General features: G+C 73.9%; 5 protein-coding genes. 2 read left to right on the top strand and 3 right to left on the bottom strand.

What is annotated here, in order from left to right; all coding sequences use genetic code 11:
- The first annotated feature begins 122 nt into the window (after positions 1-122).
- Complete coding sequence (locus AB0M93_RS06145; RefSeq protein WP_364268969.1) at positions 123-1,028, top strand: glutaminase; 906 nt, start codon at positions 123-125, stop codon at positions 1,026-1,028.
- Positions 1,029-1,030: 2 nt separating this feature from the next.
- Here AB0M93_RS06145 and AB0M93_RS06140 read toward each other — a convergent pair whose 3' ends face one another.
- From AB0M93_RS06140 to AB0M93_RS06130, 3 genes are all read right to left on the bottom strand, one after another.
- Positions 1,031-4,444 (bottom strand): ATP-binding protein, encoded by a 3,414-nt coding sequence (locus tag AB0M93_RS06140; protein WP_364268968.1) that lies wholly within the window; start codon positions 4,442-4,444, stop codon positions 1,031-1,033.
- Positions 4,445-4,535: 91 nt separating this feature from the next.
- On the bottom strand, positions 4,536-5,153 hold the full coding sequence (locus tag AB0M93_RS06135) for a PAS domain-containing protein (RefSeq protein WP_364268966.1): 618 nt from the start codon (positions 5,151-5,153) through the stop codon (positions 4,536-4,538).
- Positions 5,150-6,259 (bottom strand): pyridoxal-phosphate dependent enzyme, encoded by a 1,110-nt coding sequence (locus AB0M93_RS06130; protein WP_364268964.1) that lies wholly within the window; start codon positions 6,257-6,259, stop codon positions 5,150-5,152. Before AB0M93_RS06130 ends, AB0M93_RS06135 begins: the two co-directional genes overlap by 4 nt.
- Positions 6,260-7,005: 746 nt before the next feature.
- Between AB0M93_RS06130 and AB0M93_RS06125 the strand changes: the two genes are divergently transcribed.
- Entirely contained in the window at positions 7,006-13,842 is a 6,837-nt protein-coding gene (locus tag AB0M93_RS06125) for an SDR family NAD(P)-dependent oxidoreductase (RefSeq protein ID WP_364268962.1), read from the top strand.
- The last annotated feature ends 2 nt before the right edge of the window (positions 13,843-13,844 follow it).

Here is a 13,844-nt window from a genome sequence, read left to right as displayed (position 1 = left end):
AGAGCGATGTGCGGCAAGTCACCAAGCGGGCTAAGGAAGACTTAAGGTGTGCCGGACGTCACGGCGGAAGATCACCCGGGGGTGCGCGTCGTCCGGCTCGGCCCGCCTTCTACGCTACGGCCGTGGATCTCGCGGCGCTGCTGGACCGGATAGCCGACGACGTCGCGCCGGAGATCGGCCGCGGCGCCGTCGCGGACTACATTCCCGCCCTGGCCCGGGTGGAACCGGGCCGCTTCGGCATGGCGGTGGCCGAAGTGGACGGTGCGGTCCACGGCGTCGGCGACTGGCAGCGGCCGTTCTCGGTGCAGAGCATGTCCAAAGTGTTCACGCTGGCGCTGACCCTCTCGCGGGGCGACGGCGTGTGGGCGCGAGTCGGCCGCGAACCGTCGGGCGACCCGTTCAATTCGCTGGTGCAGCTGGAACACGAGGACGGCATTCCGCGCAACCCGTTCATCAACGCGGGCGCACTGGTGGTGACCGACGAACTGGCCCGCGGCGGCGACGCGGCCGAGGCGCTGCTGGCGTTCGTCCGCCAGGAGAGCGGCCGTCCGGAGATCGCGGTGGACCCGGAGGTGGCGGCGTCCGAGGCGGCGCACGCGGACCGCAACCGCGCCCTGGCGTACTTCATGGCCTCCTACGGCAACATGCGCCACCCGGTGCCGTCGGTGCTGGACCAGTACGTCCGCCAGTGTTCGATCGCGATGAGCTGCGCCGACGTGGCCCGGTCGGCGGTGTTCCTGGCCCGCCACGGCATCCGCAACGACGGTTCCCGCCTGCTCGACCTGAGCGCGGCGAAGCGCATCAACGCGGTGATGCTGACCTGCGGAACCTACGACGCGGCGGGCGAGTTCGCCTACCGCGTGGGATTACCGGGCAAGAGCGGCGTGGGCGGCGGCATCCTGGCGATCGTCCCGGGCCGGTGCGCGGTGTGCGTGTGGAGCCCGGGCCTGGATGCGCGCGGCAATTCCGTGGCCGGGGTGGCCGCGCTGGACCGGTTCACGACGCTGACCGGCTGGTCGATCTTCTGACCTCAGCGCGTCGAACCCGGATCGGCGGGCAGAGCCGCGGCGAGGACGTCGAAATAACGCTGATTCCGCCACCGCTCCCGGTCGCCGATGACGTACAGGCGGCGTTTCGCCCGCGAGACCGCCACGTTGAGCAGGTTGGGCGTGGCCGCGGCCCAGCCGCGGGCCCGGTCGTTGCGGGCAGCGCTGCCGAGCACCAGCACCACGACGTCCGACTCCTGGCCCTGGACCGTGTGCACGGTTCCCACGTTGGCCGCGGCGAAGCCGAAGCCGAACGTTTCGCCGGCGATCCGCTTCGCGCCGGTGACGACGTCGCGGAACGGGCTGATGATCCGGACATCGCGAGGGGCGACTTCGTCGGCGAGGAGCTCCGTGAGCAACCGGGCCAGCGCCTCGCCTTCGGCCGGGATCCAGTTGTTGCTCGACTGACCCGAAGGGATGTCGATCCACCGGTTGCGGCCTGGGTACGGCGCCCGCGACCCGGTGCCGTAGACCATCAGCGTGCCACCGTAGGCGATCCGGTTCGAGATCTCGAACATCGGGCGGTCGCAGCGGCGGTGGACGCGGAGCGGGGCCCCGACCCAGGTGGAGCCGTCTCCGACCGCGTCGGCCAGGGACGTCCCGTATCGGTTGAGCCGGTCGGCGGCGCGCTGGGCCGACGTGACGTCGGGGAGCCAGTGTTCGGCGACCCGGTACCGCTTCAGCAAGGCGTGCTGCGCTGTCGTGGGCAGGGTGACGATCGGTTCCAGCTGCTGCGGATCGCCCACGAGCACCGCCCGCCGGGCCCGCCAGATGCCTCCGGCCGCCTGCTGCGGGGTGGCCTGACCGGCCTCGTCGACGAACAGCCAGCCCAGTGCTTCGCGGCCCAGCCGCCCGAAGAGCCTCGGCAGGGACGCGAAGGTCGTGGAGATCACCGGTACGACGAGGAAAAGGGTCTGCCAAACGGCCGGCAGCGCGTCATCGGGGATGGCGGGGCTCGCGCCGAGCAGGGTGGCCGCGACGGTCAGATTGTCCCGGACGGGCGGGCCGGCCCCGAGCACGAATGCCTTGTGCAGCCGGAGTGCTTCCAGGGTGAGCTGGTTCCGGGCGGCCGTGAACTCGTGGTCGGCCCAAGGCGTGCACAGCTGGAAGACGTCCTGGTCCCCGCCGGGTCCCGGGGGTTCGGGCAGGCACCCCGGCCACCGGTTCCGGGCGGCGTCGACGGTCGCCACGGCGGCTTCGAGAGCCGCGGCGGTCCGGGCGCGCTCGGCGGTCCGTTGCTGCAGCTGCTGAGTCAAGGCCGAGCTTTCTTCGCTGAGGTGGGCGAGCGCCGCTTCCCGCTGTCGGAGGACGTCCTCGGCCTGGTCGCGATTCGCCTTGAGCCGGCGGTGCTCCGCCTCCCATTCCCGGCCGGCGCGGAACCACGTCGACAGGGAAACCCAGAAGCCGGGCTTGTCGCCGCGGTGGTCGCGGTGCGCCGCCGCGGCGTGGTCGAGGGCAGCCGAGGCGGCGGCCCGGCCGCGCCGGGTCTCCGCGAGCCGGTGCTGGAGCCGGGATTCCCGGGCGCCGAGCTGGGCGAGTGACTCGTCCGCCGCTCGAAGCCTCGTTTCGAGCGCGGGACGATCCCGGAAAGCTTGCGCCACTTGCCCGCGTTCGGCCGCCAGCCGGGCGACGAGCGCCTCCGCGTCGTGGAATCGCTTCACCGCCTCCGGCCAGCTCCCGGCCGTGTCCGGTTCTTTGTGGGCCTGGCGCAGGAGCTGCTGCATGCCGGAAACGGCGGGTGCGGGGGAGTCGTCGTCGACCTTCGTCCGCGGCCGGCCGGTTTCGTCACCCCACCAGAACCGCTTGGCGAAGACCCCGCAGTTGTTCCGGTTGCCCAATGTGGCGGCCAGCAGCCCCCACGCCGGACCGCCGAGCACATGGGAGGCCAGCTCGGTGAAGTAGTCGGCTGCGGCCGCTTCGGCCTCCACGCCGGCCACCGCACCGAGGCCGGGGATCTCGGCGGTGACGTTGGCGGCCGCGGTGTTCCCGGAGGTGGCGACGAGGATTTCCGAGCCTGTCACCGCCGGGTCGAGACCGCGCACGGAGACCGAATACGTCTCCGTGATCTTCACCCTCGCGAGGGGACCGGTGAACGCGTCGGCGGGCGTGGCCAGGCCGGCCAAGGCCCGGGCGCGGTGCACCAGGATGGCGGCGACGACGTCCCGGAGCAGGGTCGTCTTGCCGGTTCCGGGGGGTCCGTTGACAGCGAACACGCCGCCGTCCGCGCCGAGGTCGGCCATGATCCGGTCGACCGCGAACTGCTGGCTGAGCACGAGCGGCTTGGTGACCGCACCCGGCCAGCGCCCCCGCGGCTGCGCGGCGGGATCGACGCCGTCGACCAGGGTTTGCGGGTGGTCGCGCACGTCGATCCGGTCGGCCGGGGCGCTGTCGAGGTAGCGCCCGAGGCCGGTACCGATGTCGCCGCGCCGGACGGCGCGTTCGATCTTGGCGAGGTCGTCGGCGATGAAGCTGTTCAGGAAGGTTTGTTCGGGCTCGTCGGCCGCGTTCTTGACCCGGACCTTCGTGCACTGGATCCGGATCCCGCGCGGCTCCAGCACGTCCGCGGCACCCAGCGCCGTGGCCAGTTCGGCGGTGAACTCGTGGAGTGCCTCGGCCGTGATGAGGAACCGGGGAGCTCGCGGCCCGCCGCCCTTGCCGGGGGACGCCGTGGCCCCTTTCGGGCGCGGCGTCAGCAGCTTTTCGGCGAAGGTGCCGGCGACGGCACCGGCGATGCCGCCCGCGACCGGACCCGCGAGCGAGCCGATGGCGGTCGCCGCGGCGGTCGTGACCGCGGCTCCGGTCGCCTTGGCCCCGGCGCCGGCCGCGTCGATCGCCGCCGCCTTCGCCTGCTCGCCGGCGGCCTTCGCCGCCTTGCGAAATGCCGTCGGACGGTCGTGTTCGGGCTGCGGAGGGGCCAGCTGGTCGAGGCCGGCGGCGAAGGCCGCCGCCTCGTCTTCGAAGCCGTCGAGCCAGCCGGCCGAATCGGGACCGGCGTCACCGAGGCGGCCGAGCGCCCAGGCACAGGCCGACAGCGTCCCGGAGTTTTCGACGACGAAGCCGTCGGCATCGACGGTCAAGGCGAACACGGCCGCCAGGCCGCCCTTGCGGGCCTCGGGAGGTTTGCCGTCGTCCCCGAACGCCCGCACCAAGGCCGTCCGGATCGACGAGAGCTCGTACAGCCCGCCGTAGACGGTGAACTGCCAGGCAAGGGACGGCGGTAGCGGCTTCGCGGTCAGCGGATGGCCGGCTTCCCACGGGGCGAGCTCGTCCGGACGGAGGTCGAACACCAGCCGGTCCGCGTCGGGGCCGCCGCGGTCGACCTTGGGCACGGTCGAGGGGCTGAGCATTTCCACGGCCCGCCAGAACCCGACCGTGCGCGCACGCTCGTTCCCCCGCATGAGCTCCCCCTCACGTCTGTGGCGGGAGTCACTGTACGCCACGGCCGTCACAGCGGGTCACCAACTGGGTGGCCTCTGCCGGGCGATGCGGTCAGCGCAGGTAGTTGTAGACGCTCGCCCGGGAGATGCCCAGCAGGTCGGTCAGCGCGGGCACCGCGTTCTTCAGCTCGAGGAACCCCCGCGCCTTCAACGACCGCACGAGGTCCTTCTTGCCCGACGGTGGCAGGCTGCGCGGGGTGTGGCCGCGCTCGGTGGCGTAGTCCTCCACCAGGGCGCGCAGCTCGTCGGCCGTGCGGGCGCGCAGGGATTCGGCCAGCGGCGCCGGGGCGTCCGTCCGGGCCAGGCGGGTCAGGGCCCGGGCGGCCGGGCCCAGCAGGGAGACGTCGAGGTTGAGGCACAGCGCCGCGACGTACTCGCCGTCCGAATTGCGGATCCCGATCGAGGTGCTCTTCGCCGGGCGGCCGTCCGGGAAGCGGTTCGGATAGTTCTGCAGGACGTCCGGGAAGTCCGGGTCGGCGATGCGGGCCAGGCCCAGCTCGGTGGCCGGGTCGCCGACCGCGCGGCCGGACAGGCCGCCTTCGATCGCGCGGACCGCGTGGGCCGGGTCGCGCAGGTCGTGCAGCACCACCTCGCACAGGCCGGGGAACATCCGGCCGACCGCGTGGGCGATCTTCTCGGCTTCGCGCAGCAACAGCTCGTCCTCGGTCATCCGATCAGCTCCCGCAGCCGGTCCGCCGCCTTCAGGCCCGAGCCGGTGAGGACGACGACCGTGGTCTCGCCCGGGCGGATCGCGCCCCGCGCGCGGAACACGTCGACGGCCGCGGCGGCCGTCGCGCTGGTCGGCTCCGCGTAGAGGCCGAGGGACGCCAGCCGGCGGGCGGCCGCGGCGATGGCGTCCTCCTCGATCGCCGCGGTGCCGCCGCCCGAGCGCCGGATCGCCGCCAGCACCTCCGGCAGCCGGACGGGACGGCGGATCGCCGTTCCCTCGGCGACGGTCGGGGCGAACGGCGGTGGCTGCCGGTCGTGGAAGGCCGCGTCGATCGGGGAGCAGTTGCGCGGCTGGGCGACGAGCAGCCGCGGGCGCCGCGTGATCGACCCGGCGGCCAGCAGCTCCCCGAACCCGAGGTCGCACCCCAGCACGATGCTGCCCGCGCCGGCGACGGTGACGACGGCGTCCGGCGCGCGGAACCCGAGGTCCTCCCACAGCTCGTAGGCCAGCGTCTTGGTGCCCTGCAGGAAGAACGGGTGCCAGTTGTGGCTGGCGTAGGTCGTGCGGGCCGAGCGGCGGACGGCTTCGGCGGCGGTGTCGTCGCGGGTGCCCGGCACCAGTTCGACGGCCGCGCCGTACGCGCGGGCCTGCAGGACCTTCGCCGGTGACGTCCCTTCGGGCGCCAGGACGGTCGCCGCGATCCCGGCCGCGGCGCTGTAGGCCGCCACCGAGGAGCCGCCGTTGCCCGAGCTGTCCTCCAGCAGTTCGCGCACCCCGGCGCCGGCCAGCGCGGAGATCATCACGCTGGAGCCACGGTCCTTGAAGCTGCCGGTCGGGCCGAACCATTCGAGCTTGAACCGGACGTCGGCTTCGCCCCAGGCCCGCGGCAGCAGCGGGGTGCAGCCTTCGCCGAGCGACACCGGACGCAGATCGCCCGGCAGCGCGGCCCGGTACCGCCACAGCGAGCGCACCCCGGTGTCGACGTCGTCCGGGCGCAGACCCTGCAGCGGCGTGACGGTCAGCGGGGCGCCGTCGTCGCCGCGCCAGCGCAGCGGATCACCGGGGTACCGCGTCCCCGAACGCTCATCGGTGTACCAGTACTCCACCGCCACCTCCGGGTCTGGACGAACAGTCCAAGTCTAGACCTACTGTCTAGTACTACTCGCTGGTACGCGAAATGTCTTCAGCTTCTTCTCAGGAAAAGCTTGTAACGCGGAGGCGGAAAATTTCGATCACTGCCGCCGGGGTGGCGCACCCAAGGTGGTCGCCTGAATACCGGTGGTCGTCCCCGGTGCCCCGGCCGGCGAGCTCGTTCGTGGTCCGTGAGCACGGACAACCCCGCTGTGTGCCCAATCCACTGTGGACTGCCGGGCGAATGCGGCACCCGGCAGCGTATTCTTCGGGCGATTCTTCCGGCCGTCCGGAAAAGCGTGGCCGAATCACCGCCGATAACCAGTGAAGGGGGTGGCGAAGAAGGCCGTTCCGGAGTGCGGGTTTACCGTCCGGATACACCGCGGTGGCTCTCCGGAAACGCGGCACCCGCCGGTCGATGTGGTCCGGACCGGGCAGCGCCGCTGCGGCCACCGGCAGGGATGGCTTGCGCCGTCCGGCGGTGTGAGCCGGGTGGACCACGGCACGGAACCGGTCCGGGCGGCCGGTCCGGGCAATCGCGTCCCATCCGCCGGCCGCCGGGACGTGACGGCGACGTTAAATTCTTGCGCCGCCGGCCTGGTCCATCCCGAATTTTCTGAACCGCGGCGATGAATTCGAGGTGGGTTGTTGACGGCGCGGAAGGAACCCGCTTAAGTACTCCCCGTTACCCTTCACCCTTTCGTGCGTAGCGGGAGTTCCCATGCGTCTCTCGAAAGACGACTCCGTGCCGACCGAGCTGGTCGTCGCCGTGTCGCCGCTGCGGTGGCCGTCGGCGCGCGGGGTCGCGGCCGCGGCGCGCGGGGGCGGGCTCGGCGTGCTCGACCTGACCGGCGACGCCGCCGCGGAAGAGCTCGCGCTCCTGGGGGAATGGGACGTCCCGGCGTTCGGGGTGCGGCTCGCGCACCCGGCGGACCTGCCCGAAGCCGTGACCACCGTGCTGCTGACCGAGGACGCCTCCTGCTCGGCGCGGGACTTCCCGGGCCGGCGGGTGCTGGCCGAGGTCGGCTCCCGCGCGGCGGCCGCCCGCGCGGCCGGCGACGGCGCGCACGGGCTGATCGCCCGCGGGTACGAATGCGGCGGCCGCGTCGGCGAACTGAGCACCTTCGTGCTGCTGCAGGCCCTGCTCGCCGACGACACCCTCGGCGTCCCGGTGTGGGCGGCCGGCGGCATCGGGCCGCACACCGCCGCGGCCGCCGTCGCGGGCGGCGCGGCCGGCGTCGTCGTCGACACGCAGCTCGCCCTGCTGCCGGAAGCCGAACTGCCGTCGGCGCTCACCGCCGCCCTCACCGGCCTCGACGGTTCGGAAACGACCGTCGTCGACGGCGTCCGCGTGCTGGCGCGCCGCGGCACCGAGCCGGTCGAAGCGGGTCAGGACGTCTTCCTCGCCACCCGGTTCCGCGACCGCTGGGGCACGGTGACCGCAGCGGTGCGCGGCCTGGCCGACGCCGTCGGCGAAGCACTGCGCGTCCCGGACGTGGTCCTCGGCCCGGGCAGCGCGGGCAGCCGCGCGCTCGGCACCGCGCTGCCGGTCGCGCAGGGACCGATGACCCGGGTCAGCGACCAGCCCCGGTTCGCCGCCGAGGTCGCCGCGGGCGGGGCGCTGCCGTTCATCGCGCTGGCGCTGTCCGGCCCGGAGCAGACCCGCGACGTGCTGGAACGGACCCGCGAAGCCGTCGGCGACGCGCCATGGGGCGTCGGTGTCCTCGGGTTCGCCGCCGACGACGTCAAAGCCGCGCAGCTGGCGGTGATCCGCGAGCTGCGGCCGACCCACGCGATCATCGCCGGCGGCCGCCCGGCCCAGGCCGCGGCGCTGGAGGACGCGGGCATCGCGACCTTCCTCCACGTGCCGTCACCGGGCCTGCTGAAGCAGTTCCTCGAGGCGGGCGCGCGCAAGTTCGTCTTCGAAGGCTCGGAATGCGGCGGGCACGTCGGCCCGCGCACCAGCTTCCCGTTGTGGGAGGCGCAGCTCGGCGTGCTCGGCGACTTCCTCGCGGCCACCCCGGACGCGGCCGCGGACCTGCAGCTGCTGTTCGCCGGCGGTGTCCACGACGAACGTTCGGCCGCGATGGTGGCCGCCCTCGCCGCGCCGGTGGCCGCGCGCGGCGCCGCGATCGGCGTGCTGATGGGCACCGCCTACCTCTTCACCCGCGAAGCCGTCGACGCCGACGCCGTGCTGCCGCTGTTCCAGCGCCGGCTCCTGGCGGCCGAGCACACCGACCTCCTGGAAACCGCGCCGGGCCACGCCACCCGCTGCGTCCGCAGCCCGTTCACCGAGGAGTACGCGGCGATCAAAGCGGACCTCGCCGGCCGCGGCGTGCCGAGCCGGGACGCGTGGGAGCAGCTGGAAACGCTCAACGTCGGGCGGCTGCGCCTGGCGAGCAAGGGCATCGAGCGCGTCGGCGCCGAGCTGCGGGACGTCGGCGAAGACCGGCAGCTGGCCGAAGGCATGTTCATGGCCGGCGAGGTCGCCGTGCTGCGCTCGGCCGTCACCACGATCGCCGCGCTGCACCACGCGGTCGGGGAGGGCGCGAACGCGTTCCTGCGCGCGCGGGCCGCCGCGTTCGGCGTCGCCGAGGCGGAACCGCCCGCCCCTGTGCCATTGGACATCGCGATCGTCGGCATGGCCTGCATGTTCCCGCAGGCCCCGGACCTGGCCGCGTTCTGGGCGAACGTCCTGGCCGGCGCCGACGCGGTCACCGAAGTGCCGCCGCAGCGCTGGGACACCTCCCTGTACTACGCCCCGGACGGGCAGGGGGAGCGGACGCCGTCGCGCTGGGGCGGCTTCCTGCCGGAGATCGGCTTCGACCCGCTGAAGTACGGCATCCCGCCGTCGTCGCTGGCCAGCATCGAGCCGGTGCAGCTGCTGGCCCTGGAGGCCGCGCACCGCGCGCTGGCCGACGCCGGGTACGCCACCCGCCCGTTCGACCGCGCCCGGACGTCGGTGGTGTTCGGCGCCGAGGCGGGCAGCGACCTGTCGAACGCGATGACCCTGCGCAGCGTCCTGCCGTCCTATGTGGGCGAACTTCCGTCCGAACTGGACGAACGGCTGCCGAAGATCACCGAGGACTCCTTCCCCGGTGTGCTCGCCAACGTCATCGCCGGGCGGATCGCCAACCGGCTCGACCTGGGCGGCGCCAACTACACCGTCGACGCCGCGTGCGCCTCGTCGCTGACCGCGGTCGACGTCGCCTGCAAGGAACTGACCGCCGGCACCAGCGACCTCGTCCTCTGCGGCGGTGCGGACCTGCACAACGGCATCAACGACTACCTCCTCTTCGCCTCGGCGCACGCGCTCTCGCCGACCGGGCGCTCGGCGACGTTCGACAGCGCGGCCGACGGCATCGCTCTCGGCGAAGGCGTCGCGTGCATCGCGCTGAAGCGTCTCGCGGACGCCGAACGCGACGGCGACCGCGTCTACGCCGTGATCAAGGGCGTCGGCGCGGCTTCGGACGGCCGCGCGCTCGGGCTCACCGCACCCCGGCCCGAAGGCCAGCACACCGCGTTGACCCGCGCCTACCGCAACGCCGGTGTCTCGCCCGCCCGCGTCGGGCTCGTCGAGGCGCACGGCACCGGCACGGTCGTCGGCGACCGGACCGAACTGGGGACGCTGACGAAGGTGTTCACCGAGGCCGGGGCCGCACCGGGCGGGTGCACGGTCGGCTCGGTGAAGTCCCAGATCGGGCACACCAAGTGCGCCGCGGGCCTGGCCGGGCTGATCAAGGCCGCGCTGGCGCTGCACACCGGCGTCAAACCGCCGACGCTGCACCTCGCGTCGCCGAACCCGGCCTGGGATCCCGACACCAGCCCGTTCGTGTTCCAGTCGGCCGCGCAGCCGTGGGCCGCGCCGCCGGCCGAGCGGCTCGCCGGGGTCAGCGCGTTCGGCTTCGGCGGCACGAACTTCCACGTGGTGCTCGGCGCGCACCCCGGCGTGCCGCCGGCGCAGGCGGCCGACGAGTGGCCCGCGGAGCTGTTCACCTTCACCACGGAAGCCGCGGCGCGGTCCCTGCTGGAACTGGCCACCGACGTCCCGGCGGGCCGGGCGCCGTGGCGGCTGCGGGACCTCGCCCTCGGCGCGTCGCGGCGGGCCGAAGCGGCAGGCGGCCGGATCCGGCTCGCCGTCGTGGCGTCCACTGTGGACGAACTGACGAAGTTGCTGCGCAAGGCGCTGGCCGGGGAAGACGCACCGGGCGTGTACCGGGCCGGGCCGGAGGAGCCGGGCACGGTCGCGGTGCTGTTCCCGGGCCAGGGCAGCCAGCGGCCGGGCATGTTCGCCGAGCTGTTCGTCACCTTCCCCGAGCTGCAGCGGTACCTGCGCCTGGACCCGGCGACAGCGGAGGTCGTGTTCGGGCCGGCGGTGTTCGGGGAACCGGCGCGGCAGGCGCAGGCCGGGCGCGTCACCGACACCCGCGTCGCCCAGCCCGCGCTCGGCCTCACCGGACTGGCGGCGTTCCGGCTGCTGACCCGCGCCGGCGTCCGGCCCGCGATGGTCGGCGGCCACAGCTACGGCGAACTGACGGCGCTGGCCGCCGCGGGCGCCCTCACACCGGAAGCGCTGCTGCACGCCAGCCACGCCCGGGCCGGCGCGATGGCCGACGCCGTACCGTCCGACGACCCGGGCGCGATGGCGGCGGTCTCGGCGGGGGCGGCCGAGACCGGGAAGGTGCTCGCCGACGCCGGGCTCGCCACCGTCGTCCTGGCCAACCACAACTCACCCCGGCAGACGGTCGTTTCCGGGCCCACCGCCGACGTCGAGACCGCCGTCGGGCACCTGCGTGCCGCCGGGCTCGGCGCGAAACGCCTTCAGGTCGCGTGCGCGTTCCACAGCTCGCTGGTGGCGCCGGCGGGAGAAGCGTTCGGCCGCGCCCTCGACGCGATCGGCGTCGTGCGCCCCGCCGTCCCGGTGTACGCCAACCGGACGGCCGCCCCCTACCCGCCCGACCCGGACGCGATCCGCGGCGAGCTGGCTGCCCAGCTGGGTTCGCCGGTCCGGTTCGTCGAACAGGTCGAAGCGATGTACGCGGCCGGGGCACGGGTGTTCGTCGAGGCAGGGCCGGGCGCGGTCCTGGCCAGGCAGGTCGCCGCGATCCTCGGCGACCGTCCCCACCGGACGGTCGGCTTCGAACAGCCGGGCCGCCGCGGCCTGCCGGGTTTCCTCGGCGCGCTGGCGCAGCTGGCGGTGTCCGGAGTGGACGTCGGGACCGGCTGGCTGTTCCGCGGCCGGGACGCGGTCGACGCGTCGACGGCGCAGCGGCCGAAGCGTCCCGGGTGGACGGTCGACGGACACCTGCTGCGCGCCGCGGACGGCACGATCCCGGCCGGCGCCCTCCGCCCGGCCGAGCGGATCACGCTCGCCGTCGCGGCGGGGCCGGGACCGGAGCCGGTGTCGTCGGAGGCGATGGTCGCGGACTTCCTGCGCACGAGCCGCGAGATGATCGCGGCCCAGCGTGACGTGCTCCTCGGCTTCTTCGGCGCGGACGCCCCGCCGCAGGTGCGGGCGCCGATCCCGGCTCCGGTGCTGGAGCCGGTCGTGGTTCCGGCGACGGCGACGGCGACGGCGACGGCGACGGCGACGGCGACGGCGACGGCGACGGCGACGGCGACGGTGGAGCGTTCGGTGCTGGAGACCGTGGTCGAGGTGATCGGGGAGCGGACCGGGTATCCGGTGGAGATGATCGAGCCGGACCTCGATCTGGAAGCCGACCTGAGCGTGGATTCCATCAAGCGGGCCGAGATCGCGGGAGAGCTGGCGGCCCGGCTGGGGCTCGCCGGCGGCGACGTCGAGGAGTTCGCGAAGGCCCGGACGGCCGCGGCGATCGTCGCGCTGATCGGGGACGACCGGCCGGCTGCCGTGGCGCCTGCCGTGTCGGTGCTGGACACCGTGGTGGAGGTCATCGGGGAGCGGACGGGTTATCCGGCGGAGATGATCGAGCCCGACCTCGACCTGGAAGCCGACCTGAGCATCGACTCGATCAAGCGGGCCGAGATCGCCGGCGAACTGGCGGCCCGGCTGGACCTCGGTACCGCCGACGTCGAAGAGCTGGCCAAGGCCCGGACCGCGGCGGCAATTGCCGAGCTGGTCGAGCGTCCCGAGGCGGCGTCCGAAGCACCCGACGTCCCGTCGCAGCGCTCGGAGCCCGCACCGGTCATCGTCGCGCCGAAACGCCTGGTCATGGCCGAACACGAGCTGGCTCCCGCGGAAACCCCGGACGTCAGCGGCCGGAAGTTCCTCCTCCTCGGCCGCGGCCCCCTCGCCGAAGCCGTCCAAGGCCGCCTCACGACCTGTGGCGCGAGCGCCGAGCTCGCCGACGACGTCCGTCCCGGGTTCGACGGGATCCTGTACTTCCCGGACGCCGGGCCGGTCCTGCCCGCCGCCTTCCCCCGCTACCAGGCCGCCCTCGCCACGGCGCCCACCTGGCTGCTGACCGCCGGCCCCGGCGAGGGCCTGCGCGGCTTCCACCGCAGCGTCGCCCGCGAGTACCCCGAGACGCTCGCCCGTGTGGTCGAGCTGTCCCCGGACGACAGCCTCGACGCCCAGGCGGCTGCGTTCGTCGCCGAACTGTCCACCGTGGACAGAGAGCCGGTGGTCCGGTGGGCGCAGGGCCGGCGGCTCGGCTTCCGGCTGACCGAACGCGACCTCGGCCCGCTCGCCGCCGGCGGCGCGGGCCCCGCGGGCGACGGCGCCGCCGAAGCGGCCGCGATCGGCCTGGACCGCGACTCGGTCGTCCTGCTCGTCGGCGGCGCCAAGGGCATCACCGCCCGGTTCGCCGCCACCCTCGCCGGCGCCGCCCGCTGCCGCATCGAACTGCTCGGCCGGACGCCGGTGCCGGCCACCGACGACGAACACCCGCACGCCAAGACCGCCCGGGACCTCCGTGCCGCGCTCATCGAGTCCGGGCTCAAGAGCCCGGCCGAGATCGAACGGACGGTCCGCCGGATCCAGGGCGAACGCGAAGTCCGCCAGACCCTGCGGCAGCTCGGAGAGCTCGGCAGTCCGGCCCGCTACCAGTCGGTCGACATGCTCGACGCCGAAGCCGTGCACCGCGCGGTGAAGGAGATCCACGCCGAGCACGGCCGCCTCGACGGCATCGTCTACGCGGCCGGCGTGATCGAGGACAAGCTCGTCGCCGAAAAGCCGCCGGAGTCGTTCGAGCGCGTCTACGGCACCAAGGTCGACGGCGCCCGCACCCTCCTCGAGGCGACCGCCGACCTGCCCGACGAGCCGAAGTTCGTGGTCCTCTTCGGCAGCATCGTCGCCGCGCTCGGCAACCGCGGCCAGTCCGACTACGCCGCCGCGAACGACGCCCTCGAAGCACTGGGCGGCCGGTGGCCTGCCGGGCGCTCGGTGACCGTCCACTGGGGACCGTGGGCGCCGACCGGCGACCACGACGGCATGGTGACGCCCGAGCTGATGCGCGACTACGCCCGCCGCGGCATCGCGCTCATCGACCCCGAGGAGGGCACCCTCGGCCTGCTGCGCGAGCTGGCGTGGGGCCGTCCGGACACCGCCGCCGTCGTCCACACCGCGTCCGGCTGGTGACG

This window comes from Amycolatopsis sp. NPDC051102 (assembly GCF_040682815.1).
Classification (GTDB): domain Bacteria; phylum Actinomycetota; class Actinomycetes; order Mycobacteriales; family Pseudonocardiaceae; genus Amycolatopsis.
Note: the sequence above shows the minus strand (reverse complement) of the source record. Positions and strands in the feature narration are given on the sequence as shown.

Coding starts and splice junctions, on each gene's coding strand:
- AB0M93_RS06140 (WP_364268968.1), bottom strand. CDS start 4,444: ATGCGGGGGAACGAGCGTGCGCGCACGGTCGGGTTCTGGCGGGCCGTG.
- AB0M93_RS06135 (WP_364268966.1), bottom strand. CDS start 5,153: ATGACCGAGGACGAGCTGTTGCTGCGCGAAGCCGAGAAGATCGCCCAC.
- AB0M93_RS06125 (WP_364268962.1), top strand. CDS start 7,006: ATGCGTCTCTCGAAAGACGACTCCGTGCCGACCGAGCTGGTCGTCGCC.